The organism is Actinoplanes sp. NPDC021490, assembly GCF_055562135.1.
Window position 1 is genome coordinate 78,154 of sequence record NZ_JBVHFW010000022.1, and the last position, 23,885, is coordinate 102,038.

Annotated in this window: 21 protein-coding genes; 15 read left to right on the forward strand and 6 right to left on the reverse strand. The window is 72.3% G+C overall.

Annotated features, from left to right (window positions below; translation table 11 throughout):
• Positions 1-37: 37 nt before the first annotated feature.
• Entirely contained in the window at positions 38-3,181 is a 3,144-nt protein-coding gene (locus ACZ3I4_RS41180) for a LamG-like jellyroll fold domain-containing protein (RefSeq protein WP_465387565.1), read from the reverse strand.
• Between the two features lie 200 nt (positions 3,182-3,381).
• On the opposite strand from ACZ3I4_RS41180, the gene ACZ3I4_RS41185 reads away from it, so the two are divergent.
• The 6 genes from ACZ3I4_RS41185 to ACZ3I4_RS41210 are packed head-to-tail and all read left to right on the forward strand — an operon-like array spanning position 3,382 to position 8,291.
• The gene (locus tag ACZ3I4_RS41185) at positions 3,382-3,921 is read left to right on the forward strand and encodes an RNA polymerase sigma factor (protein ID WP_465387566.1); all 540 of its coding nucleotides are present in this window, start codon (positions 3,382-3,384) and stop codon (positions 3,919-3,921) included.
• Positions 3,918-4,715, forward strand: a complete 798-nt coding sequence (locus tag ACZ3I4_RS41190; protein ID WP_465387567.1) for a zf-HC2 domain-containing protein — start codon at positions 3,918-3,920, stop codon at positions 4,713-4,715. Before ACZ3I4_RS41185 ends, ACZ3I4_RS41190 begins: the two co-directional genes overlap by 4 nt.
• 21 nt (positions 4,716-4,736) lie before the next feature.
• Positions 4,737-5,525, forward strand: coding sequence for an ABC transporter ATP-binding protein (locus ACZ3I4_RS41195; RefSeq protein ID WP_465387568.1), 789 nt, complete (start codon positions 4,737-4,739; stop codon positions 5,523-5,525).
• Positions 5,522-6,880: a hypothetical protein gene (locus ACZ3I4_RS41200; RefSeq protein WP_465387569.1), complete on the forward strand. Its 1,359-nt coding sequence runs from the start codon at positions 5,522-5,524 to the stop codon at positions 6,878-6,880. The genes ACZ3I4_RS41195 and ACZ3I4_RS41200 overlap by 4 nt, the downstream gene beginning before the upstream one ends.
• On the forward strand, positions 6,877-7,491 hold the full coding sequence (locus ACZ3I4_RS41205; protein ID WP_465387570.1) for a hypothetical protein: 615 nt from the start codon (positions 6,877-6,879) through the stop codon (positions 7,489-7,491). The genes ACZ3I4_RS41200 and ACZ3I4_RS41205 overlap by 4 nt, the downstream gene beginning before the upstream one ends.
• Positions 7,492-7,532: 41 nt before the next feature.
• Positions 7,533-8,291 (forward strand): P-loop NTPase, encoded by a 759-nt coding sequence (locus ACZ3I4_RS41210; RefSeq protein WP_465387571.1) that lies wholly within the window; start codon positions 7,533-7,535, stop codon positions 8,289-8,291.
• A gap of 4 nt (positions 8,292-8,295) precedes the next feature.
• Here the strand turns inward: ACZ3I4_RS41210 and ACZ3I4_RS41215 are convergent, their stop codons facing one another.
• From ACZ3I4_RS41215 to ACZ3I4_RS41230, 4 genes are read right to left on the reverse strand one after another with little or no spacing between them, the layout of a single operon-like run.
• Positions 8,296-9,534 (reverse strand): hypothetical protein, encoded by a 1,239-nt coding sequence (locus tag ACZ3I4_RS41215; RefSeq protein WP_465387572.1) that lies wholly within the window; start codon positions 9,532-9,534, stop codon positions 8,296-8,298.
• Positions 9,531-10,619, reverse strand: a complete 1,089-nt coding sequence (locus ACZ3I4_RS41220) for a sensor histidine kinase (RefSeq protein ID WP_465387573.1) — start codon at positions 10,617-10,619, stop codon at positions 9,531-9,533. The genes ACZ3I4_RS41215 and ACZ3I4_RS41220 overlap by 4 nt, the downstream gene beginning before the upstream one ends.
• A complete protein-coding gene (locus tag ACZ3I4_RS41225; protein WP_465387574.1) occupies positions 10,620-11,747 on the reverse strand; it encodes a sensor histidine kinase in 1,128 nt (375 codons plus the stop codon).
• A 32-nt stretch (positions 11,748-11,779) separates the two neighbouring features.
• Positions 11,780-12,301 (reverse strand): hypothetical protein, encoded by a 522-nt coding sequence (locus tag ACZ3I4_RS41230; protein WP_465387575.1) that lies wholly within the window; start codon positions 12,299-12,301, stop codon positions 11,780-11,782.
• 136 nt (positions 12,302-12,437) lie between these two features.
• Here ACZ3I4_RS41230 and ACZ3I4_RS41235 point away from each other — a divergent pair, with 136 nt between their 5' ends.
• The 5 genes from ACZ3I4_RS41235 to ACZ3I4_RS41255 all read left to right on the forward strand — a co-directional run bounded on the left by ACZ3I4_RS41235 (position 12,438) and on the right by ACZ3I4_RS41255 (position 17,023).
• Positions 12,438-13,100 (forward strand): response regulator transcription factor, encoded by a 663-nt coding sequence (locus tag ACZ3I4_RS41235; RefSeq protein ID WP_465387576.1) that lies wholly within the window; start codon positions 12,438-12,440, stop codon positions 13,098-13,100.
• Between the two features lie 117 nt (positions 13,101-13,217).
• Complete coding sequence (locus tag ACZ3I4_RS41240; RefSeq protein ID WP_465387577.1) at positions 13,218-14,042, forward strand: alpha/beta fold hydrolase; 825 nt, start codon at positions 13,218-13,220, stop codon at positions 14,040-14,042.
• Between the two features lie 60 nt (positions 14,043-14,102).
• Positions 14,103-15,077, forward strand: a complete 975-nt coding sequence (locus tag ACZ3I4_RS41245) for a S1 family peptidase (protein WP_465387578.1) — start codon at positions 14,103-14,105, stop codon at positions 15,075-15,077.
• Positions 15,078-15,206: 129 nt separating this feature from the next.
• Positions 15,207-16,199, forward strand: coding sequence for an ATP-binding cassette domain-containing protein (locus ACZ3I4_RS41250; protein ID WP_465387579.1), 993 nt, complete (start codon positions 15,207-15,209; stop codon positions 16,197-16,199).
• Positions 16,196-17,023, forward strand: a complete 828-nt coding sequence (locus ACZ3I4_RS41255) for an ABC transporter permease (protein WP_465387580.1) — start codon at positions 16,196-16,198, stop codon at positions 17,021-17,023. The genes ACZ3I4_RS41250 and ACZ3I4_RS41255 overlap by 4 nt, the downstream gene beginning before the upstream one ends.
• Positions 17,024-17,086: 63 nt before the next feature.
• Here the strand turns inward: ACZ3I4_RS41255 and ACZ3I4_RS41260 are convergent, their stop codons facing one another.
• Positions 17,087-18,049, reverse strand: coding sequence for an NADP-dependent oxidoreductase (locus ACZ3I4_RS41260; RefSeq protein ID WP_465387581.1), 963 nt, complete (start codon positions 18,047-18,049; stop codon positions 17,087-17,089).
• Positions 18,050-18,162: 113 nt separating this feature from the next.
• On the opposite strand from ACZ3I4_RS41260, the gene ACZ3I4_RS41265 reads away from it, so the two are divergent.
• From ACZ3I4_RS41265 to ACZ3I4_RS41280, 4 genes are all read left to right on the forward strand, one after another.
• Positions 18,163-19,080, forward strand: coding sequence for a LysR family transcriptional regulator (locus ACZ3I4_RS41265; protein WP_465387582.1), 918 nt, complete (start codon positions 18,163-18,165; stop codon positions 19,078-19,080).
• A 356-nt stretch (positions 19,081-19,436) separates the two neighbouring features.
• Positions 19,437-19,604: a hypothetical protein gene (locus ACZ3I4_RS41270; protein WP_465387583.1), complete on the forward strand. Its 168-nt coding sequence runs from the start codon at positions 19,437-19,439 to the stop codon at positions 19,602-19,604.
• A gap of 159 nt (positions 19,605-19,763) precedes the next feature.
• Positions 19,764-22,997 carry a BTAD domain-containing putative transcriptional regulator gene (locus ACZ3I4_RS41275; protein ID WP_465387584.1) on the forward strand — a complete coding sequence of 1,078 codons (3,234 nt, stop codon included), beginning with the start codon at positions 19,764-19,766 and terminating at the stop codon, positions 22,995-22,997.
• 27 nt (positions 22,998-23,024) lie between these two features.
• Entirely contained in the window at positions 23,025-23,816 is a 792-nt protein-coding gene (locus ACZ3I4_RS41280) for an SAM-dependent methyltransferase (RefSeq protein ID WP_465387585.1), read from the forward strand.
• Positions 23,817-23,885 lie beyond the last annotated feature (69 nt).

Here is a 23,885-nt window from a genome sequence, read left to right on the forward strand (position 1 = left end):
GACGGGGAAGGGCCGGGCCTCGTACGGGGAAACGGGGTCAGGGGGTCTCGGCCGTGTGCAGGGCCGCGACCTCCTCGTCGGTCAGCGCGCGGTTGTAGGCGTGCACCTGGTCGACGCCGCCCGACCAGAAGTCGGTCTTGTTGCCGGCGTACTTGGCCCGGCCGATCGACAACGGGCCGGTGCTGATCACGTCGGGACCGGCCGGAACCGCGGCCACCCGCTTGCCGTCGACGTACAACCGCGCCTCACCGGTGGCGTGGTCGCGCACCCCGGTCAGGTGATACCAGCGGTTGAGCTCGGGCGTGACCGCCAGCCGGGCCCGGTTGCCGCCGGGCGTGCTGAAGGCGAACGCGCCCTGCCCGTACTGCAGATAGAACGGGTTCTCGCGGGCGCGGCCGTCCTGGCTGACCGCGGACGCGTAGTTGCCGGGCAGCTCGTCGAGCGACACCCAGGCCGAGATCGTGTAGTCCTTGGTGGTGTCGAGCACCGGCGCCCGGGTGTCGGCCGAGTCGCCGTCACCGTCGAAGGTCAGCGCCGAGCCCTTCGCGCCCGGCGCCCACGCGGTGTCACCGGTCAGGGTCAGGTCCGCCCCGCTTCCGCTGCTGTCGCGGGCGGTCGTGCCGGTGCCCTCGTCCAGGGTCCAGTCGCCCCGGCCGGGGAACGTCGCGTCCGAGGCGGCGTTCGCGCCCGCCTTGATCACCGCGGCGTTCACGGCCCGTACGGGCGCGGGGTCGACCTTGATTTCCCGGCGGTCGTAGGTCCAGAGCCCGTTCAGCTCGGTCTCGAGGTCGGTGATCTGGGTGTACACCGAACCGGACAGCTCGGCCCCGGCCGCCTCCCGATAGAAGCGGTCGGTGTTGTCGACGTACTTCGCGGTCAGCGCGGCCTTGTCGGCGACCCCGCTGTAGATGACCGCCGGCGGCCCGGGCCACATGTGCCCCGGAGTGCGCAGCGTGAAGCCGCCGTGCTCGCCGTCCATGGCGATGCGGGTCGCGTCCGGGTAGGGCGGGTCGTTGTTGACGTAGTCGTGGTGGTCGATCACGTCGCCCTTGCCCGAGTCACCCTTGGAGGCGCAGCAGTTCACGCCGCTGTGCGCGTTGAGGATGCGCGACGGGTCGGCCGCCTTCATCTGCTCGGCGATGCGCCCGGTCTCTTCCCGGTTCCACTCGCCCCAGCCCTCGTTGAACACAATCCAGCCGATGATCGACGGGTAGCTGTGCAGCTGCTTCATCATCTCGCGGCCCTGGCTCAGGAACGCCTGCTGACCGGCCGTCGAGGTGATGTCGGAGGAGACGAAGTCCTGCCAGACCAGCAGGCCCAGCTCGTCGGCGTGGCGATAGAAGCGGGCCGGCTCGACCTTGATGTGCTTGCGGACCGCGTTGAAGCCGAGCTTCTTGGTCTCCACCAGGTCGAACTTCAGGGCCGCGTCGCTGGGCGGGGTGTAGAGGCCGTCCGGCCAGAAGCCCTGGTCGAGCGTGGCCAGCGAGAAGATCGGCTTGCCGTTGAGGACGAGCTTGGGGAAGCCGCCGACCTTCTGCACCGCGACCGTGCGCAGGCCGAAGTAGCTGCGTACGGCGTCATTGCCCTGCTTGACCTCGAGGTCGTAGAGGTAGGGGTTGTCCGGGCTCCAGAGCTGCGGCTTGGCGATCTTCAAGGTCAGCGGTGTGCTGGGCGCACCCGACACCGTGGCGACCTTCTTGCCCCGCTTGTCGAGGGCGGTGGCGGTGACCCTGGCGGTGGAGGCCGAGTTGACCTGGACGGTGACGGAGTCGAGCGCCGGGGTGGTGACCACCTCGTCGATGCCCGCCGCGACCACCGGCTCCATCCACACCGTCTGCCAGATGCCCGACGAGGGCTCGTAGACGATGCCGCCCGGGTTGAGCGACTGCTTGCCCTTGGGCTGATCGGGCCCGGTCACGTCGGTGACCGCGACGATGATCTCCTGCGGCCCGTTCTTCTTGAGCGCGCCGGTGATGTCGGCGGTGAAGGCGTTGTAGCCGCCGGTGTGCTCGGTGACCAGCTTGCCGTTGACCCAGACCTTGGCCTGGTAGTCGACCGCGCCGAAGTTGAGCTTGACCTGCTTGTTCCGCCAGCCGCCGGGCACGGTGACGAGCTTGCGATAGAACATGTGGTCCTCGCGCCGCTCGATGCCGGACAGCTGCGACTCGACCGGGAACGGCACGGTGATCTTCTCGGCCAGCTTCCGGCCGAAGACCGGCTGCTCGCCCGCCTCGGCCCCGGCGAACTCCCACGGCCCGTTCAGGTTGAGCCAATCCTTGCGGACCAGCTGCGGGCGCGGGTATTCGGGCAGCGGCTTGTTGCGGTTGAGCTTCTCGCCCCACGGGGTCAGCAGCCGGTGGGCCGAGTTGTTGGTGGCCGAGCGCTGAAGCTGCGGCACGGTCTCGCCGCCGACGACCAGGCCGCCGGCGCCGTCGTAGCTGACCCGAACGCGCTGGTTCTTCTGCACCGTCGCGCCCAGCTTGACCACGATCTTCTTGCCGTCCCGCCGGACCGACCTGATCGGGAACGGGGTGGTGTCGACCTCGACCTTCAGGTGCTGGGCCAGGTCGCCCAGGGCCTCCACGCGCGCGTCGAAGTTCGCGGTCAGCGTCGTGCCGGTCCGGTCGACGGCGAAGGTGACCGGGAAGACCTGGAAGCCGTCCGGCGGGGTGAACGCCGACTCGGGCACGATCTGCTTCGCGAGACCGGCGCCGGCCCAGCGCAGGAACAGGTTCGCGCCGCCGACGTCCTGGAACATCTCGATGCGTACGGTGTGGGTCTCGCCGGCCACCAGGCGTACGGGAGCGCTGTTCTGCTCGACGTCCCAGTCGCCGACCCAGTGGTCGATCACCGGCTGGTCGTCGAGAAGGAACCGGAAGCCGTTGTCGCCGATCATCGAGAACGTGTAGTCGCCGGTGGCCGGGGCCGTGAGCTTGCCGGTCCAGCGGGCGGTCGTGTGCTCGGTGCGGCCGGTCAGCGACTCGAACGTGCCGGCCAGGCCGGGCAGGTCGATGTTGGGGTCGAGGACCGTGCCGCCGAGCTCGGCGAAGTCGCGGGCGCCGGGCGCCGACATCCGGAAGTACTCGCCCTTGAGGCCGTGGACGGTCACAGCGGCCTGGGCGGAGGCGGGGATCGCGAGGACGGAAGTTATCAACAGCAGCGCAAGGAGGAGTGGTCGCACGGGCGATCGCGGCATCGAGTGTTTCCTTTCGATCAACGGCGCGTTGCGACCACATTGAGGCATCCAAATGTGTGATGTCAACAGAACGAAACATGGTTGGACACATTCGATAACAGGCGTGCACTAGTGGGCATTGTGACCGCCGTCACAGAGTTTCGTGATCCGTGGCGGGGTCCCTCGTCGTCTGACCGGATGTGAGAGTGACCGAGCTGGACGAGGAACAGCTGTTGCGGCGCGTCGCGCGAGCCGATCGGGCCGCGTTCGACGAGCTGTACCGGCGCACGTCGCCGTGGCTCGCCGTCCGGCTCCGGCGGCGCTGCGCCGACGACGGCATGGTCGCCGAGGTCATGCAGGACACCTACCTCGCGGTCTGGCGGGCGGCCGGCTCGTTCGCCGGGGTGCAGGGCGGCGGCAGCGCGGCCGGCTGGCTCTGGACCATCGCGGCCCGGCGGCTCGTCGACGCCATGCGCCGGCGGGCCCGCCACCCGGAGACACCGGCCGAGGAGCTTCCCGTACGCAGCATGCCCGCGGCCGAGGACGAGGCGCTGGCCGGCTCGATCGGCGACGAGGTCGGCGCGGCGCTGTCGCGGCTGGCCCCCGAGCTGCGCGCGGTGCTGCACGCGATGGTGCTGGACGGCCTGACCGTCCGTGAGACGTCGATTCTCCTCGGGCTGCCCGAGGGAACCGTGAAGAGCAGGGCGCGGCGCGCCCGGACCACACTGCGGGAGGCCCTGTCGTGAGCGACCACATCCCGGGCGGCTCGCTGGCCGCCTACACCGCCGGCGACCCGGCCCTCGACGACACCGCGGTCTGGGCCATCGAGGTCCACCTGGAGAACTGCGCCGAGTGCCGGGGGCACCTGGCCGGCGCCGCCCCGGCGCCGCTGACCGCGCTGCTCGACGACGTGCAGGTGATGATCGACCGGGAGGTACGCACCGGGCCCGAGCCGGTCCGCCCGCGCGTCTGGCGCCGCCTCGCCCACCGGTGGGCCGCGTGGTCGCTGGTCCCGTGGCTGGTGACCATCTGCGCCGCGGTGGCCGCCGCCTTCCTGCTCGACCGGTCCTTCCCCGACAGGCCGTCGCTGGTGCTGCTGCTGGCGCCGGTCGCTCCGCTCGTGGGCATGGCCGTCGCCTGGTCCCGGCGGACGGACCCGGGCTGGGAAGTTGTGGCCGGCACCGCCCGCGCGGGTCTGGAGCTGTTGCTGCGCCGCACGACGCTGATCCTCGCGGTCGTGCTGCCGCCGCTGGCCCTGGCCGGCTGGCGGCTCGGCATGTCACCCGCGCTCTGGCTGCTGCCCGCGCTGACCTTCACCGCGGCGACCCTGCTGCTCGGTGGCCGGTTCGGCGTGGTGCGGGCGGCCGCGGGACTGGGCGCGGCCTGGTTCCTGGCCGTCGTGACCCCGGCCGTCTTCACCTCGGACGTTCCGGTCCTGGTCGAGCCGGCGAGCGTGCCCGGATGGGCCGTGGCCGCCGTCGCCGGCACCGTTCTTGCCCTCTGGCGCGCCGGCGACCACCGGCACGTCAACCCCCGATAACTGGAGGACACCTTGGTACGCATGGTTAGCACGGCGGAGCTGCGTCCGTCGACCAACGCCTGGCCCATCGAGGCCGACGGACTGATGGTCAAGGCCGGGAAGCATCTGGCCGTCGACGGTCTCGACCTCAAGCTCGGCGTCGGCGTGTACGGCCTGCTCGGCCCCAACGGCGCCGGCAAGACCACGCTGATGCGCGCGCTGTCCACAGTCGAGCGGCCGTCCGGCGGCCGGCTGCGGCTGCTCGGGGAGGACGCGACGAACGGCCGGTCGCTGCGGGCCCTGCGGTCCCGGCTCGGCTATCTGCCGCAGCACTTCGGGTTCTACCCCCGGTTCACCGTGCGCGAATACGTCGAGTACGTGGCCTGGCTGCGCGAGATGCCCAAGGCCGACATCCCCGAGGCCGTGCAGCGCGTGGTCGAACGGGTCGGGCTGGCCGACCGGGCCGACTCCCGGCTCAAGACGCTCTCCGGCGGCATGCTGCGCCGCGTCGGCGTGGCCCAGGCCATCGTCAACTCCCCGGACGTGCTCCTGCTGGACGAACCGACCGTCGGTCTCGACCCCGAACAGCGCGTGGAGTTCCGCACCCTGCTGCGTGACCTCGGCGCCGACAGCTGCGTGCTGGTCTCGACCCACCTGGTCGAGGACGTGGTCGCCGCCTGCACCGACGTCGTCCTGGTCAACCAGGGCAAGCTCGTCTGGCAGGGCCGGCCGTCCGACCTGATCAGCCGGGGCGAGCAGGGCGGCGTGGGCGACAGCCCGGCCGAGCGCGGCTACAGCGCCATCCTGGCCGGCCACCGGAGCGCGGCATGAAGCGGATGCTGGGAATCGAACTGCGCCGCTCCAACGCGCTGACCCTGGTGCTGCTGCTGAGCGCGGCGAGCATCGCCGGGCTGCTGCTGTCCGGCAACGACTGGTACGCCACCTGGATCCGGTTCTCCTTCGTGCACGGGTCCGCGATGTTGCTGCTGCTCCCGCTGGCGCTGGCCGGCGGCGCGATCTTGGGCCGCCGCGAGAAGCGCACCCACGCCGACGAGCTGATCGCCAGCACCGGGCGCCCCAAGGCGCAGCGCTTGCTGCCCGGCCTGCTCGTCCTCGGTCTGGCCGCCGCGGCCACCCACCTGCTGGTCTTCGCGGTGGCCGGGATCCTGCCCGCGGTGACCGGCAGCTACGCCGGGCTGACGGCGCTGCTGTGGCCGCTCACCGGGATGCTCGCCCTGATCGGCGGCGTCTGGCTGGGCCTGGCGGCCGGCCGGGCCTGGGCCTCTCCGCTTGTTCCGCCGCTGCTCGCCGTGGTCACCGTGATCGCGGAGATCGGCCTGTCCGAGGCCGGCGGCCCCGGTGGGTCATCGGCGCTGCGCAACCTCTCGCTGCTGGCGCAGCCCCCGTCGTACGACTGGGAGGCGATCTCGCCCCGGATGCTGCTCGGCTGGACCCTGCTCGGGCTGGGCCTGGCCGGCGCCGGATATCTGTTGTCCACCGGCCGGTCGTGGCTGCACCGGGCGGCCGCCGTGGCCGTGCTGGGCGTCGCCCTTGTGGCTGCCGCGACGGTGCCGGGCACGTCACAGAGCGACCACTACGGCGTCGACGCGGGCGCGCAGAAGCTCGTGTGTGCCGAGGGCGCCCCGCAGGTCTGCGTGACGGCGGTCCACGCGTACGTCCTCGACGACGCCGCGCCGCAGGTCCGCAAGGCGATGGAGTTGCTCGCGAAGCTCCCCGGCGCCCCCACGAAGGCCGCCGAATGGCGCGCCGACAAGGTCTACGACTTCGGCACCACCGCGAACTGGATGAACGGCGGCACGACCCGGCCCGATCCCGGCACGCTCCACTTCGACCTGGTGCTGGACGACAACAAGATCAGCGAACAGCTGGTCGAGAACATCGTGGTCGGCGCCGGCACCTACTGGAACGGCTGCGAGGAGGGCTGGGACACGGTGGCCGGGCGCGCGGCCGGCGCCTGGCTGATGGGCACCGACGAGCTCGAGGGCGTCATCGACGGCACCGAGCGATTGCCCGAGCAGCAGCAGGAGGTCAAGCAGGTTCTGGCCGCCCTGCGCGCCGCGCCCGAGAAGGAGCAGGTCCGGCGGGTGGCCGCGATGCGCGACGCCGCGCTCAGCTGCGAGGGCACCGACCAGGTGGCCATCCTCACCGGCAAGGCGTCCTCGTGATGCGCTGGCTCACCCTGTACGCCCGATCCCGCCGCCTGCCCGTGGCGATGCTGGCGTCCGTCGGCGCGGTCGTGCTGACCTGGGGCGGCTGGGGCTTGTTCACCGACAGCCGGGACATCAACGAGAACCTGGCCGTCCTGACCGTCCTGCTCGTGCTGTCCCCGCTGATCCCGACGATGGCCGGCGACGACGACTCGCTGGAGTCGGGCGTGGCGCTGAACTGGCCACCCCGCCGCGCGCTGCACCTGATCGTCTTCGCCGCCCTCGCCTCGGTGCCGCTGCTGGCCAGCGCGGCCACCGGCGCCTGGTTCGGCCCGCCGGGTGCGGTCCTGCGCAACGTGGCCGCCCTGACCGGGCTGATCGGCCTGGGGGTCGCCCTGTTCGGCATCCGCATGGCCTGGCAGCTGCCGGTCTGCTGGACCGTCCTGCAGATGCTGTTCGGCAACCTGGCCGAGCCGGGGTGGAGGGAAGCGCCGTTCCTGCTCTTCCAGCCGGCCGGCAGCCGGCCCGCCGCGGTCGCCGCGATCGCGCTGTTCGCCGCCGGTGTGCTGGCCTACGCCTGGCGGGTCGGCCCACGCATCGCCCCGGCCGAGGTCGCGTTCGGCCAGTGAGCGTGCGAGGCCTGGACTCCGCGAATCAGTAAGGTGGCGGCATGGACCGATCCGGGGGCTCCCCACTGCCGATCATCGCCGTAGCCAGCGGGAAAGGCGGCGTGGGAAAGTCGAGCGTCGCCGTTGCCATCGGACGCGAGCTGGTCCGCAACGGCCGCAGGGCCGGACTGGTCGATGCCGACATCGCCGGGCCGGATGTGCCCCGCATGCTCGGATTACGTCGCGACGTGCCGGCCCGGACGGTCACCCTCGCGGGCTGGGCGGGCGGCGGCCGGGGCAGCTCCGGGCTGGAAGCGATGGACGTGGGCGGCCTCAAGGTCGCGTCGGCCGGGTTCCTCATGGCCGGCAACCAGGGGCTCGCGCTCGGGTCGGGGCTGGGGGACCTCATGCTCAGCCGGCTGATCAAGGAAACGAACTGGGGCGATATCGAGGCGCTGGTCGTGGATCTGCCCCCCGGCATCAGCTTCACGCAGCAGGGCGTGCTCTCCGGCGCCGGACGGGTGACGACGATCCTGGTGGTGACGCCGGCCGAGGTCTCTCATCTGGACACCGGCCGCACGCTCAGCACGCTGCGCGAGCTGCGGACGCCGGTGCTGGGCGGGGTCGAGAACATGGCCTACTTCGAGTGCCCGTGCTGCGGCGAGAAGTCGGAGCTGCACGCGCCGGCGCCCGGGGAGCGCACCATCTGGGCCGACGGCGTCGAACGGCTCGTCCGCCTTCCGTTCCGGCCCGACGCGGCGATCGACCCCGCCGATCTCGCCCCCGTCCTCGAGGCAGTGGCGGCGCACATCGCGGCGTAACCGCTCACTTGCGGTGGATCGTGTAGTGCAGCACCAGGAACGGCATCCCGTACAGGGAGAAGGCGTGCTCGGCCTTGAGGTCGCCGTCCTCGGTGTAGACGTCCAGCTGCTCGGTGAAACCGTGCACCGCGAGGGTGGTGAGGTCGCGGCTCTCCGGGTCGATGAAGGTCAGGTAGTGGCCCGGGTGGGCGAGCTCGCTGCGGCTGGTCAGCACCAGCCCGCCACCCGGGCGGGGCCGCGGCAGCAGGGTGGCCGTGAAACTGCCCTGCGGCACCGGGAAGCCGACGCTGACGTAACCGCGGCCGTCGTGCCGGTACGTCGTGTAGATGCCCACATAGATCGGCTCGTCGGTGTCGGCGTAAGAGCGGATCCATCCCCGTACGCCGATCAGCTCCGTGCCGTCCGGGGTGATGGTGTCGATGCGGCTGCGGACGCCGCGCAGCGTCTCGCGCTGGTTCATCGGCACGTTGGCCTGGCCCAGCGGCCGCGCGACGAGCGTGCGGTAGAGCAGGTATCCGGGGCGCACCCAGAGCTTCCACTCGGGCACGATGTCGAGCCGGAACCGGGTGGTGTGCTCGTAGAACTCGCGGACGAGCGGATCGACCCCGGCCGGATCGAATTCGGGGCCGGCCAGGTCGTCGAGCGAGGCGACGATGCCCACGTCGGCCGCGTCGGCCTGATATGTGCCGCCGAGCACCTCGGCCAGCCCGCGCACGTAGTCGGTGCCGACATAGCCCGTACGGGCCTCGAGCGGGACCACGAACGGCAGCTCGCCGGCCGTCGCCCGCTCGGCCAGCAGATCGACCTGCGGATCGCGGAATAGCACCGCCGACAGCACCCGGAAGCCGACCACCGCGCTCGCGGCGACCGCGGCCGGGTTGGCGCCGGGCCCGCGGGTCAGATGCCAGGCGGCCCCCACCGCGGCCCCGGCCACCGGGCCGAGCGCGACCTTCTGCGGCCGCAGGCCGAGCGCCCCGGCGACCGCGCCCGCGGCCAGGCCGACCGGCAGCGGCCCGGCCTTGGTGACGCAGCCCGCCTGGGCCGCCAGCGCGCCGCTCATCACGATCCGCGACCACAGGGGCGGAACCTCGTCGGGCCGCTGCCGGGCCCGGGCCACGGCCTCGGTCGCGGCCAGGGCGGCCGCGCCGGCCAGCGCCGCGGGAATCTTCCGGCGTCCGGCCAGGGCGGCCCCGGCCAGCGCCCCCACGGTGGCGGCGAACACGATCCCGGCAGCTCTGCTCATCCGCGAAGGGTAGCGGGGAGCGCGGCCTCCACCCGCCAGCCACCACCGGGAACCGTTCCCGCGGTGAACCGGCCGCCCTGTTCCTGCACCCGTTCGCGCAGCCCGGTCAGGCCCTGGCCGGTCCCGCCGAGTTCCAGGCGGGCCTGCTGGGACGGGTCGTTCTCCACCCGTACGGACAAGGACCGTTCGGTGCCCGTGACGAGCACCCGCACCGCGGCGCCGGGAGCGTGCCGGAGCGCGTTGGTCAGGCTCTCCTGCACGACGCGGAAGGCGACGTGCGCGACCGGCGCCGCCACCCCGTCGCGGTCGCCCTCGAAGCGGCAGGTCACGTCGAGACCGTTGCGGGCCGCGCGGCTCACCACTTCCTCGATCAACGACAGGTCGGGGCCCGCGGTGCCGGCACCGGCCAGCAGGTCCACCAGGCGCTGCAGGTCGGCCCGTCCCTGTCGCGCCGACTCGGCGATCGCCTCGAGCGCCTCGCGGGCGCGGACCGGATCGCGGTCGGCCAGACGCTGCCCCGCGGCGGCTTGGATGATCATGACGCTGATCGCGTGACCGACGATGTCGTGCAGCTCGGCCGCGATCCGCGAGCGCTCGTGCCGCAGTGCCAGCTCGGCGAACAGCTCCCGCTCCTCGGCCAGCTCGCGCCCGCGCTCGGCCAGCTGCCGCGCGGCCTCGCGGCGAAGACGCAGCACCGTGCCCGCGAAGAAGGCCGGCACGCTGAACATGGCCAGCGCGACCCACGTCGCGTCCAGCAGCAACCAGAGCGCCCACAGGTACGCCGTCAGCACCGCACCCGCCATCCAGGCCGCCCGCCCGCCGAACGCCAGGGCCGCGACCCCGGCCAGCAGCGCCAGCACGACCAGGGCCGGATCGGGAAACGGCGTGCCGCCCGCGACCAGTGCCGCGGCCAGCCACAGCGAGCCGCCCGCCACCGTCACGATGCGCGGGTGCGCACGCCACCAGAGCAGGGTGAGCCCGCTCGCCAGCAGCAGGAACGTCACGGGGCTCCACCGCCCGGTGACCGCCGTCGGTCCCACGACCACCCCGGCGACCAGGACCGCGATCGCCGCCCTCTCGAGCATCTAACTCGTCACCGGCAGCTGGGCCACCACCAGCGCCCGGCCGCGGGTGACCTTCACGTCGACCGACCCGCCGAGCAACCGGGCCCGTTCCCGAGCCCGGGCCACCGCCGCGCGAACCTGGCCGGCCCGGCCGACCGACCCGTTGACCCTGATCTCCAGCGCCTCGGGCTCGAACCGGATCGCCACCTCGAGCCCGCCCAGCGCCCCGACCAGATATTCGACGATCCGGTAGGCCGACAACTCCACCGTGGCCGGCAGCGTCCGCGGATCCCCGGTCACCGTCAGCGAGCCCGCCGTCCCCGGCCGGGCCAGCAGCGCGTCGAGATGCGCGACGGTCGGCGGGGGCGCCAGATCCACCTCGCCGCCGCGCAGCAGCCCGACGATCTCGCGCATGTCGTCCATCGTCCGGCGGCTGTCCGTCTCGATCGACTCCAGCAATTGCCGGGTGCGGGCCGGCTCGAGGCCGTCGGCCGACTCGGCCGCCCGGCCGAGCTGATCGAGCCGTTCCTGCAACAACCCGTCGAGCCGCCGCGACAGCCGGGCCCGGTCGTCGGCCACCACCAGCGCGGCCCGCTCGTCGCGCAGATGCCGCAGTTCCTCGTCGCGGCTCTGCAACTGCCGGTTGAGCTCGCTGCGCTGCCTTGCCGCCCGGCCGACGCCGAAGAGAATCAACGCGACCGGCCCGGCGAGCAGCATGGTGTCCGGGCCGGCCGAGGCGTCGACCACCAGGACGGCGTAGCAGAGCAGCAGATTGAGGGCCAAGGACAACCAGGCCTTCGTACGGGGACAGGCCAGCGCCCCGAGGAACGTCAGCACGAACACCAGCGGCAGTCCCGCACCGCACCGGGTCACCCAGCCGAAGAGCAGATCGTGCAGCACCATGACGCCCAGCGCGACGCCGGTGACCGCCAGAACACTGCGACGCCACCACAGCACCGGAACGGTGGCCGCGGCGAACAACGAGATCATCCAGATCGAGTGGGAGCCGGGCATGTGCGCCATGGCGCCGGTGGCGACGTCCCGGGCCATCTGCTCGTCGTCCGCCGTGACACCGAAGACCATGAGCACGGTGCCGAGCGCGGTGAGGCACCCCGCAACGAGCCAGTCGCCGGCCCGGACCCTGCTCATCGCCGCACCTGCTTCCCTGTCCGCGTTCGGCGTCAGACGGCCGCGTGTTCCGGGGCCGGCGCGACGGCTTGCTTCCTTGTGCTCCTAGTCTGGACCGCCAGGCCGATGCCGTAGAAGAGCGCGGACCCCGGAAGGGCGAGCTCGAGGCCGCCGGGAAGCCCGCCGATCGACGAGTCGCGCACGAGCACCAGCAGGATCAACGCGACAATTCCGGCCAGCCCCACCGCCTGGTTGCGGATGTTTCCGGCGAAGCGGGCCACCGCGTACGAGAGGGCGAAAGCCAGCGGCAGGCCGGCGCCGCAGCGGGTCACCCAGTCGAACGCCACCACGTGCACCGCCATCGCGGCCACCGTGACCCCGATGACGGCCAGGATGTTGCGCCGCCGCCACAGAATCGGCACGGTGGCCAGCAGGAACACCGGGAGCATGGCCCATGTCGTGGTGGACAGTGGGTGAGCCAGTGACTCGCCGCCGGGTGCGTTGACGTTCTCCACCATGATCAATGCCCCGCCCGCCGTGAGCAGCGCCGCCAGAATCCAGTCGGTCCTCTTCATGACCGTTCCCCTTTCGTTTCCCGGAACGGTAGGGAGCGGCGCGGGTAGCCTTCGTCTGTCTCGAGGACGATGTCGCGGTCCGGCATCCTCCTCAGGGATGACCCGCTGTCGTTCCCGCTTCGGCAGAATCGCGGGTGTGATCCGGGTGCTGATAGCCGATGACCAGACGCTGGTCCGCACGGGCTTCCGCGTCATCCTGGAGGCCGAGGGCGACATCACGGTGGTGGCCGAGGCCGGCACCGGCGCCGAGGCCGTCCGCCAATCCCAGCTGACCACCCCCGACGTGATCCTGATGGACATCCGCATGCCCGTGCTGGACGGGCTGGCCGCCACCGAGGAGATCCTGCGCCACCCCGGCCCGCCGACGATCGTCGTGCTGACCACCTTCGACCAGAACGAGTACGTCTATCGGGCCCTGCGCGCCGGAGCCGCGGGCTTCCTGCTGAAGGACGCCCCCTCCACGCGCCTGATCGCGGCCGTCCGGGCCGCCGCCACCGGCGACTCCCTGATCGAGCCCTCGATCACCCGTCGCCTGGTCGAGCGCTTCGCCGCCCCGGCCGCCCCGAGTGGCCCACCGCCGGAGCTGGCCACCCTGACGGATCGGGAACGCGACGTGCTGCGCGCGATGTCGCGGGGCCGGTCGAACGCCGAGATCGCCGCCGACCTGGTGGTGGCCGAGACAACGGTCAAGACCCACGTGGCCCGGATCCTGACCAAGCTCGGCCTCCCCGACCGGGTGCAGGCCGTGGTTCTCGCCTACGAGACCGGCTTCGCCACCCGTCGCGAGCGTGACCGCTGACACGGCCGAGGTGTGACCGGCGTACGGGGAAATGGTTGTTCATCACGAGTTCTGGTTCCTGAGCGGCCCCCGGGCATAGCTTGAAATGGCGTTGCACCAACTGCGGAGGGAACCGGCATGGGATATGTCACCACGAACGACGGCGTCGAGATTTTCTACAAGGACTGGGGGAGCGGACAGCCGATCGTGTTCAGTCACGGGTGGCCGCTGTCCGCCGATGACTGGGACACCCAGATGCTGTTCTTCGCGCAGCACGGCTATCGGGTCATCGCGCACGACCGCCGCGGGCACGGACGGTCCACTCAGGTCAATGACGGCCACGACATGGACCACTACGCCGACGACCTGGCCGCCGTGACCACGCATCTCGACCTGCACGACGCGATCCACGTCGGGCACTCGACCGGCGGCGGTGAAGTGGCGCACTACATCGGGCGGCACGGGGAAAGCAGGGTCGCGCGGGCCGTGCTGATCAGCGCTGTCCCGCCGCTCATGGTGCAGACCGACAGCAACCCGGGCGGCCTGCCCAAGAGCGTCTTCGACGACCTGCAGGCGCAGCTCGCGGCCAACCGGTCGGAGTTCTACCGGGCCCTGCCGTCGGGCCCGTTCTACGGCTTCAACCGGCCGGGTGTCGAGTCGTCCGAGGCGATCATCCAGAACTGGTGGCGTCAGGGCATGATGGGCGGCGCGAAGGCGCACTACGACGGGATCGTCGCCTTCAGCCAGACCGACTTCACCGAGGACCTCAAGAAGATCACCGTCCCGGTTCTGGTCATGCACGGCGACGACGACCAGATCGTCCCCTACGCGGACTCGGCTCCGCTTTCGGCCGACCTTCTCAAGAACGGCACGCTGAAGACGTACGCCGGTTTCCCGCACGGCATGCCGACCACGCAGGCCGACACGATCAACGCCGATCTGCTGGAGTGGCTCCGCTCCTGAGGCGGCGTAACCCGGCGGCTGCGGTCCGTGATTGGCGGTTCGTTACTACAGTCATGAGCGATGAAGACGCTATCGAGGGTCGTCGTCGCGCTGGTGGCCGCAACGCTGGGCTCCGGGGCTCTGAGCACGCCGGCCCACGCGATCGCGAACGGTGAGGACGTAGCCGACGGACAGTACGAATTCGCCGTCAAGCTGACCGACATCGGCATCCCGACCAAGGACGGCGGCAAGCGGAACAGCTCCTGTTCGGGCGGGCTGATCTCGCCCCGCTGGGTGCTCACCGCCGGCCACTGCTTCAAGGACGAGAACGACCGCCGGGTGTCGCGGCCGGTGGCGGACCGCACGGTCGCCACGATCGGAAGAGCGGATCTGACCGGTACGGCCGGGTTCAGCGCGAACGTCGTCGAAGTGCGCCAGCACGGCGATTCCGACGTGGCGCTGGCCCGGCTCGACCGGCCGATCACGGGCGTGCCGCTCATGCGCCTCAACCGGAAGAAGCCCGTCAAGGGGCAGCAGGTGCGGCTGGTCGGCTTCGGTAACACCAAGGGCACCGCGAAGCAGACGACCGAGCGGCTGCAAACCGGCGTCTTCGAGATCACGAAGACGTCGAAGCTCGAGATGGGCGTCATCGGCACGTCCCCGCGGGACGACACGAGCGCCTGCCCGCACGACTCCGGCGGCCCCTACTTCATCGGCGGCCCGACCGGCGCCCCCACCGTGGTCGGCGTGGTCAGCCGCGGCCCCCTCTGCCCGCACAGCGGCGCCGACACCTCGGCCCGGGTCGACGCGATCGCCCCGTGGATCCTCTCGGTGATCACCGCCGACCTGCGGACCGCCGCGGTCAAGCCCACCACCAAAGCCCCGGCCGCCGCGAAACCGCCCCCGGCCGGCCGGGCCGAGTCCCGGGCCGAGGAGCCCGTGGACGAGCCGGTCTCGCCCCTGCTGTGGGTGGCCGCCCTGCCCATCGTGCTGCTGATCGGCGCCCTGGTGATGTGGACGGCGAAACCACGCAAGGGGTCGCACCGCCGCCGATAGACCCCGGCAACAGCGCCGTGTCAGGCCGTGTCAGCGGCATGTGCGTGCGCTGTCAGCGCGGGCCGCGAGTCTCTACGCCGAGGGCAGCCGTCACGTTGCGCTGCCCGCGACGGAGGGGACGGAAACATCATGAGCGATCTCGTGGTGCGCGCGGAGGGGCTGCGCAAGCGATTCGGCAAGACGCAGGCGCTCGACGGGGTGGACCTGGCCATGCGGCGGGGCACGGTGCTGGGCGTGCTCGGCCCGAACGGCGCCGGCAAGACCACGGCCGTACGGGTGCTGGCGACTCTGCTGCGGCCCGACGAGGGCTACGCCGAGGTAGCCGGCATCGACGTGCTCAAGGAGCCGGCCCGGGTGCGCCGGCGGATCGGCCTGACCGGTCAGTACGCCAGCGTCGACGAGGACCTGACCGGCACGCAGAACCTGGTGCTGATCGGCCAGCTGCTCGACCTCACGACCCGGGACGCCCGGCGCCGCGCGGCCGAACTGCTGGAGTGGTTCGACCTGGCCGAAGCGGCGGGACGGCAGGCCAAGACGTACTCCGGTGGCATGCGCCGCCGCCTCGACCTGGCCGCGAGCCTGGTCGGCCACCCCGAGGTGATCTTCCTCGACGAGCCGACCACCGGCCTCGACCCGGCCAAGCGCGAGGACATGTGGGGCGTCGTGCGCAACCAGGTCACCCAGGGCGCGAGCGTCCTGCTGACCACGCAGTACCTGGAGGAGGCGGACGCGCTGGCCGACGAGATCGTGGTGGTCAACCACGGACGGGTCATCGCGCACGACAACCCGGACGGCCTCAAGCGCCGGGTCGGGGGGCTGACCCTGCGCGTACGCCCGGCCGACCCGGCCCGCGTGCCCGACGTCATGCGGGTCCTGGACGCGGTGGCCGCTCCCGGCACGAACGCGTCGCCGGACGCGGCCGCCGGCGCCCGCCCCGGCGCGGTCAGCGTGCCGGTCAAGGACGACATGTCGCTCGACATCGCCGTCCCCGCCCTGCGCCGGGCCGGCATCGAGGTCGTCGACCTCGGCCTGCACCTGCCCAGCCTCGACGAGGTCTTCCACTCCCTCACCGACGGCACCTCCGCTGCTCCGGCCACCGCCAAGGAAGGTGAGCTCGTATGACCACGCTCGACGTGCCCGTCCGCAACATCACCGGCGACATCGACAAGCCTCGCGGCGGCGCGCCGGCCGCTCTGGTGCGCCACAGCGTGGCGCTGGCCCGGCGAAGTCTGATCAAGACGATCCGGACGCCGGAGGCCCTGATCGACGTGACCCTGCAGCCGGTCATCTTCCTGCTGCTGTTCACCTACCTCTTCGGCGGCGCCCTCTCCGGCGGCAACCGCGGCGCCTATTTGCAGTTGCTGCTGCCCGGCATGCTGGCCCAGTCGCTTGCGATGGGCGGCATCGCGCTCGGCCAGAACCTCAATGCCGACATCGAGAAGGGGGTCTTCGACCGCTTCCGCTCGCTGCCCGTGGCCCGCTCGGCCCCGCTGGTCGGCGCGGTCGCGGCCGACATCGTGCGCTACCTCACCGTGTGCCTGGTCATGCTCGGCTTCGGCTACCTGATGGGTTTCCGCGTCGAGACCGGCTTCGTGCCGGCGGTTGCCGCGGTCGGCCTGGCCATCGGGTTCGGCCTGTGCTTCTGCTGGATCTCGGTGTGGGTCGGCATGATGGTCCGCACCTCCGGCGCCGTCCAGGGCGTCATGTTCCTGCTGGTCTTCCCTCTCGGCTTCGGCAGCAACGTCTTCGTCGCCACCGAGACCCTGCCCGGCTGGCTGCAGGCGTTCGTGCACGTCAACCCGATCACGCCGCTGGTCACCTCGATCCGGGGCCTGCTGATCGGCGGGCCGGTGGCCAGCCACCTGCTGCTCACCCTGGCCTGGATGGCCGGCTTGCTGATCGTCTTCGTTCCCCTGGCCCTGCGGGCCTACGCCCGCCGAGCCTGAGTCCCGCACTCCCACGGGCCGGGGCGGCCGTTCAAGCCGCCCCGGCCCCGATCTGTCCGCGGTTCAGGGAATGAGCACGAGCTTGCCGGGGGCGTGTCCGGCGAGGCCGGCCTCGTGGGCCTTCGCGGCCTCGGGGAGGGGGAACGTGGTGTCGATGACGACCCGCAGGGCACCGGATCCGGCGCGCTCGACAAGCTCGGCTCGGGCGGCGCTACGAACCTCGGTGCCCGCGTCCTGTCCCGGCCCGTAGCCGAGCAGCTTGATGCCGGACGCGGCCCGGCGCGGCGATCCGGTGATCGAGGCGATCCGGGCGCGGCCGGCCACCAGCTCCAGCGAGACGTCGAGCGCCTCGTCGGTGCCGGCGAAGTCGACCGCGGCGCTGACACCCTGCGGCGCGGCGGCGCGCACCCGGCCGGCGAGTCCCGGGCCGTAGGCGACCGGGACGGCCCCGAGCTCCCGCAGCAGCGCGTGGTTGCGCCCGGCCGCGGTGGCGATCACCGTCGCGCCCGCGGCGACGGCCAGCTGCACCCCCATCAGGCCGACCCCGCCCGCGCCGCCGTGGATGAGCACCGTGTCGCCGTCACCCACACCGGTGGCGTGCAGCGCGTGGAACGCGGTGGTGCCGGTCAGCAGCAGCGACCCGGCCTCGGCCCACCCCAGCCCGGCCGGTTTGGCCAGGATCGAGGCGGCCGGGGCGGTCACGTAATCGGCGTAGGCGGCCGTCACCGGGTACACGATGACCTCGTCGCCGAGCCGGACTCCGGTCACCTGCGCACCGACCTCGGTGACGATGCCCGCGCATTCGAGACCGATCGAGGGCATGGCGGCGGCAACCCCGGCGGCGTCCTTGTGACTGTCGTCGACGGCGTGGAAGGCGCCGCTGTAGACCTTCCAGTCGATCGGATTGACGCCCGCGGCCCGCACCTGGACCACGACGCTGTCGTCGGCCGCGCGCGGAGCCGGCGTTTCCATCACGGCGAGCACGTCGGGCCGGCCATAGGCGGTCGGGCGAACGATCCTGGGCATGTCGGGCTCCTGTCCGGGCGAGTGGCTGAGGACCAGTATCGAGTCGGCCTGGCATGATGCCCAGTGCATTGTTCTTACGTAATCATTGCGCTGGACGCACGAATGAGGCCGCCGTGCCGGAAGAGCTGGATCTCAACCTGTTACGGGTGTTCGACGCGCTCATGGACACCGGCAGCGTCGCCGGGGCCGCCGTACGCCTGCACCTGTCGGCGCCCGCGACCAGCCGGGCGCTGAGCCGGCTCCGGCGCATGCTGAACGACCCGATCCTGGTGCGGGCCGGCCGCGGCCTGGTCCCCACGCCCTTCGCCCAGCACTCCGCGAGCCGGGTCAAAGCGCTGCTCGAGGCCGCGGACGGCTTGCGGGCCGATCCGGCCGACAGCGACCCGTCCTCGTGGCAGCGCACCTTCTCGCTCCGCCTGAACGACGCCCTCACGCCGGTTCTCGCGCCTCGCCTCACCCGCCGGATCACCCGCGAGGCGCCCGGTGTGCGCCTGCGGTTCGTGCGTCAGGAGTCCAAGGAGCCGGAACCGCTTCGCGGCGGCTCGCTCGACCTCGACATCGGGGTCGCGGATCCTCCGCCGCCCGACATCCTCAGCTCCACGTTGTTCACCGCGGGCTTCGTCGCGGTCGTGGCGGCCGGATCGGAGCTCGGCCGGGCCGCGCGCCTGACCGTCGACGACCTCTGCCGTCATCCCCACATCTCCGCCTCGCGACGCGGCGTGGCCCGGGGGCCGCTCGACGACGCCCTGGCCCGGATCGGGCGGTCCCGGCACGTCGCGGCGGTCGTTCCCTCGTACGCCGTGGGCGCCCTGATGGCCCTCGAGGACGACGTCATCTGTCTCGTGCCGCGCGTGACCGCCGCGCACCTGCGCGAGCGAGGGGTCCCGCTGCGCCTGCACGAGGTGCCCCTCGACCTGCCTGCCGCCGAGGTGGAGATGCGCTGGCACCGCCGCGTCGACAACGACCCGGCCTCCCGGTGGCTACGCGCCTGCGTGCGTGACGCCGCAGTGTCGCTGGGGGCGCTCGGCTGACGTGCAGCCATGCCCGAATCCGTTCGATTCCTGACCCGTCGCTCTCCGTAGCCGGGCGTTCGCGCTGGGGTGGCCGGCGGGCGCCGTGGCCGACTGGGAAATGTCGGTTCCTGCCCGAGCGGGCCGGCGACGCGCCGGGACACGCCGACGGCCCCGGCCGAGACGAAACTGTCACCGAGAGCGACGGCTGCCGGGGCCGGGTGGCTTGAGCTGGGACGACCGGGATGACCAACGAGGGACGGCGCGCGGACACCCAGGGGACCCGGCCTGCCGCGACCGGAATTCCGGCCGGTTCACCTATTTCGTCGCCTGTCGATGTTTTGCGCGGGCGCGAGCGGAGGGTAAGTTCTGCTCTCATGACCGAAAGCAACCAGCAGTCCGGCCGGCACGCCGCGAAGCCGGACGATCTCGGCGACCGCTCCACCGTCAACATCAAGAAGTACCTGTTGAAGGACGAGGAGCTGGAGCGCCGGGCGGCCACCGAGAGTAACGGTCGGCACGCCGCCCCGGAGTCGCAGAGCTGAGCGGACCCCCACACCGGCCGCCGGCATGGAAAAGGCCCACCGAAGCGTGGCCGCGAGGAACCCTCCGCGGCCACGCTTCACGCTTTGCGGGCGGCGTCTGACAAAGACCGTCGAGGGCCGGGTTGGGCACACTCGACACCGCGCGGGAGGATCGTGGGTGTGGGGGAGCACGGGGACTCGGCGGCACGGCTGCGTGTGACGCTGCTCGGCGCCTTCGAGGTGCGGCTGGGCGACGCCGTCGTGCCGGTGCCCGGGGCCCGCCTCCGGGGCCTGCTCGTCCGCCTCGCGCTCGCCGGTGGGCGCGCCGTCGAACCGGCCGTGCTGGTCGACGCGCTCTGGTCCGGCGACGGCCCGTCCGACCCGGTCAACTCGCTGCAGTCGCTGGTGTCCCGGCTGCGCCGCGTGCTGGGCTCACCCGGCCTGGTCGTGCAGAACGAGGCCGGCTACCGGCTCGACGTGGCCCCCGGCGACGTGGACGCGCTGCGCTTCGAGCGCCTGGCCGCCGACGGCCGCGAGCGCCTTCAAGCCGGGGACGCGCCGGAGGCCGTACGGCTGCTCGGGAATGCTCTGGAATTGTGGGCCGGCCCACCGATCGCGGGATCGGCGAACCGTCTGGAGACGCTGCGGGCCGAGGCGGTGGCCGACCTGGCCGAGGCCGAGCTCGCGCTGCACCAGCCGGCCGCGGCCGCCGCCCGCCTGACCGGCCTGCTGGCCGAGGATCCGGTGCACGAGCGGGCCGCCGCCCTGCTGATGGACGCGCTGACTGCGCAGGGACGTCAGGCCGAGGCGCTGTCCCTGTTCGAGACCGTGCGCGAGGCGCTGGCCGACCGGCTCGGCGCCGACCCCGGAGCCGCGCTGCGTGAACGTCACACCCGGCTGCTGCGCTCCGGGGCCGGGCCCGTCCCGCAGCCCGCACCCGAGCGCAAGAGCAACCTGCCGGCCCCGCTGACCAGCTTCGTCGGGCGCGACGACGACCTCGACCGGATCGACACGCTGCTCGCGGGCGGGCGGCTCGTCACCGTGCTGGGGCCGGGCGGCGCGGGCAAGACCCGGCTCGCGCTCGAGGCGGCCCGTCGCCGGCGCCACGAATATCCCGACGGCGCCTGGCTGGTCGACCTGGCCGTGGTGACCGAGCCCGCCAAGGTCGGCGCGGCCCTGCTCACCGCGGTCGGGCTGCGCGGCGGCGCGATGTTCGAGCCGTCGGCCCGGATGCGGGTCGAGGCGGGCGAGGTCGACGTGCTCGTCGAGCAGCTCGACGGCCGCGAGACCCTGCTCGTCGTCGACAACTGCGAGCATCTCGTCGACGCGGTCGCGCACCTGATCGCCACGCTGCTGCCGCGCTGTTCCGGCGTCCGGGTGCTGGCCACCAGCCGCGAGCCGCTGGCGGTGGACGGCGAGGCGCTGGTGCCGCTGGGGCCGCTTCCCCTTCCCGGCCCGGACGACACCGCCGACCAGGCCCGGCGTACGGCGTCGGTGCGCCTGTTCACCGAACGGGCAGCCGCCGTGCGCCCCGGGTTCGACGTCGACGACACCACGCTCGGCGACATCGCCCGGATCGTCACCGCGCTCGACGGCATGCCGCTGGCCCTCGAGCTGGCCGCGGCCCGGCTGCGCACGCTGTCGCTGGCCGAGCTGGCCGCGGGGCTGTCCGACCGGTTCCGGCTGCTCGCCACCGGCAACCGCACCGCGGCGCCGCGTCACCGCACGCTGCGCTCGGTGATCGCCTGGAGCTGGGATCTGCTCGGCGACCACGAGCGTACGGTGGCCGAACGGGTTTCCGTGCTGCCCGGCGGCGTCACCGAAGCCACGGCGGTCGCGGTCTGCGACGGCACACCCGTGCCCGCGGCGCAGATCCCCGAACTGCTGGCCGCCCTGGTCGACCGTTCGCTGCTGCAGCTGGCCCCCGAACCCGGCCGCTACCGCATGCTGGAAACCCTGCGCGAGTACGGCGCCGAGCGTCTCGCCGAGCAGGGCACGCTCGAGCAGACCCGCGGCCTGGCCGCCCGGCACCTGTCCCGGCTGATGGGCCGCCTCGACCCCGAGCTGCGCGGACCAGCCCAGGTCGGCGCGCTGCGCGTGCTCAGCGCCGAGTACGACAACATGATCGCCGCCCTGCGCCACCTGTGCGACGTGAGGGACACCGACGGCGCGCTCGCGCTGGCGATGGACCTGGCCTGGTACTGGCAGATGTTCGGGCGGCACAGCGAGGCGGCCTACTGGATCGGCGAGGGGCTGACTCGCCGGGCCGGTCCGCCCTCGATGCTGCGCGACTGCGCCGAGGCGTTGCTGCTGCTCAACCGGATCAGCACGCGGTCGCTGATGACCGCCGAGGAGATCCAGCGTCGCGAATCCGAGATGCGCGCGCTGGCCGACCGCCTGCTGTCCCATCCCGAGCTGCCCGGGCTGATGGGGGCCATGGCCGGGATGACCCTTTTCTTCGTACGCGAGACCGGCGCGGCGCTGACCGTCATCGGGCGCCTGGCCGACGGGGCCGACGTGTGGGTGTCCGGGCTGGCCCACCTGATCCGCGCCCAGTTCGCCGAGAACGAGGGCAACCTCGGCCAGGTACGCCGGGACGTGACCGCCGCGCTCGACCGCTTCGGCCGGGTCGGCGACCGCTGGGGCATGGCGACGGCGCTGCCGATGCGGGCCCTGCTGCGCCAGTACGACGGCGACCTCGACGGCGCGCTGGACGACCTGCGCCAGGCCCGGGCGCTGGCCGGCGAGTTCGGGTCGCTCAGCCTCACCGACGAGGTCTTCATCGACCTGCGCTGGATCGACCTGCACCTGCGCCGCGGCGACGGCGACCGGGCCATCGCCATGCTGGAGGCCACCCGGGAGCGGATGACGCGGTCGGCCTCACCCGAACTGGGCGTGCTGCTCAACGCCCTGGAGGCCGGCACGTGGATCCGGTTCGGCGAGCTCGACCGCGCCGGTCAGCTGCTGGACCGCGCCGAGTCCGACATGGCCGCCGAACCCGACCTGGGCGGGGACCACGGCCGGGCCATCGCCGGCTCGATCCGGGCCGCCCTCTGCCTGGCCCGGGGCGACGCCGCGGGAGCCGAGAAGGCGCTGGTCCACGCGTACGCGGCTGGACTGGAAAGCCACGACATGCCGATCCTGTCCCTGGTCGCGGTGACCGCGGCCCGCCTGGCCGAGCTGCGCGAACGTCCCCGCGAGGCGGCCCGGCTGATGGGCGCCGCGGCCCGCCTGCGCGGCGCCCACGACCGCACCGACCCGCAGATCCGCGAGATGACCACCCGCGTCCGCGAGGCGCTGGGCGAGGACGGCTTCGAGGAGGCGTACGGGCAGGGCTGGTCGCTGGACGGCAAGACCGCCTCCATCGAGGTCGGGCGTTTCCAGGAGCCATCGACAAAGACCACTCTGGGCTAATCGCCGGGCGGGGCCTACGCTCGTCGGATGACCGAGGCCTTTGACACGGGACGGCCGCATCCGGCGCGGGTTTACGACTACCTGCTCGGCGGCAAGGACAACTTCGCCGCGGACCGGGCCGCGGCGCAGCAAGGGATCGCGGCCAATCCCAACGCGGTGACCGCGCCCCGGCAGAACCGGGCATTCCTGCAACGGACCGTGCGGTGGCTGGCCTCCCGGCGCGACATCCGGCAGTTCCTCGACATCGGCACCGGGCTGCCGACCCGGCCCAACGTGCACGAGGTGGCGCAGAGCGTCGACCCGGCGGCGCGCGTGGTCTACGCGGACAACGACCCGATAGTGCTTTCGCATGCGCGGGCGCTGCTGACCGGCGCGCCGGAGGGGCTCACCAACTACGTCGCCGCGGACCTGCGCGAGCCGCGGCGCGTTCTCGAGTCGCCGGAGCTGCGCGACACCCTCGATCTTGGCCGGCCCGTCGCGGTGCTCCTGTTCGCGGTGCTGCACTTCATCGAGGACGACCAGGACCCGTACGGGATCGTCAAGGAACTCATGGACGCCGTGCCCAGCGGCAGCTATCTCGTGATCTCGCAGATCACCGACGACCACGACCCGCAATCGTGGGCGCGGTTCGCCGAGATCATGCGCGGCCAGGGCATCCCGACCCGGCTGCGGTCGCGCGACGAGGTGGCCCGCTTCTTCGACGGCCTCGAACTGGTCGAGCCGGGTGTCGTCCCGATCCTGCAGTGGCGGCCCGACCACGAGGCCCCGTTCACCGACACCCAGGTCGCCCTCTACGGCGGAGTCGCCCGGAAACCCTGACCGGGTCCCCGCTATCCTGTCGCCGCCGGTTGGTTCGGGGGAGGCGGCGGCGTGGACAGTGCGGTGCAA

Bases quoted from the DNA above. Each gene is read 5' to 3' on its own strand.
- ACZ3I4_RS41280 (WP_465387585.1), top strand. From the start codon at position 23,025: ATGACCGAGGCCTTTGACACGGGACGGCCGCATCCGGCGCGGGTTTAC.
- ACZ3I4_RS41225 (WP_465387574.1), bottom strand. From the start codon at position 11,747: ATGAGCAGGGTCCGGGCCGGCGACTGGCTCGTTGCGGGGTGCCTCACC.
- ACZ3I4_RS41260 (WP_465387581.1), bottom strand. From the start codon at position 18,049: ATGCCCAGGATCGTTCGCCCGACCGCCTATGGCCGGCCCGACGTGCTC.
- ACZ3I4_RS41245 (WP_465387578.1), top strand. From the start codon at position 14,103: ATGAAGACGCTATCGAGGGTCGTCGTCGCGCTGGTGGCCGCAACGCTG.
- ACZ3I4_RS41250 (WP_465387579.1), top strand. From the start codon at position 15,207: ATGAGCGATCTCGTGGTGCGCGCGGAGGGGCTGCGCAAGCGATTCGGC.
- ACZ3I4_RS41255 (WP_465387580.1), top strand. From the start codon at position 16,196: ATGACCACGCTCGACGTGCCCGTCCGCAACATCACCGGCGACATCGAC.
- ACZ3I4_RS41210 (WP_465387571.1), top strand. From the start codon at position 7,533: ATGGACCGATCCGGGGGCTCCCCACTGCCGATCATCGCCGTAGCCAGC.
- ACZ3I4_RS41240 (WP_465387577.1), top strand. From the start codon at position 13,218: ATGGGATATGTCACCACGAACGACGGCGTCGAGATTTTCTACAAGGAC.
- ACZ3I4_RS41220 (WP_465387573.1), bottom strand. From the start codon at position 10,619: ATGCTCGAGAGGGCGGCGATCGCGGTCCTGGTCGCCGGGGTGGTCGTG.
- ACZ3I4_RS41215 (WP_465387572.1), bottom strand. From the start codon at position 9,534: ATGAGCAGAGCTGCCGGGATCGTGTTCGCCGCCACCGTGGGGGCGCTG.
- ACZ3I4_RS41200 (WP_465387569.1), top strand. From the start codon at position 5,522: ATGAAGCGGATGCTGGGAATCGAACTGCGCCGCTCCAACGCGCTGACC.
- ACZ3I4_RS41270 (WP_465387583.1), top strand. From the start codon at position 19,437: ATGACCGAAAGCAACCAGCAGTCCGGCCGGCACGCCGCGAAGCCGGAC.
- ACZ3I4_RS41230 (WP_465387575.1), bottom strand. From the start codon at position 12,301: ATGAAGAGGACCGACTGGATTCTGGCGGCGCTGCTCACGGCGGGCGGG.
- ACZ3I4_RS41195 (WP_465387568.1), top strand. From the start codon at position 4,737: ATGGTTAGCACGGCGGAGCTGCGTCCGTCGACCAACGCCTGGCCCATC.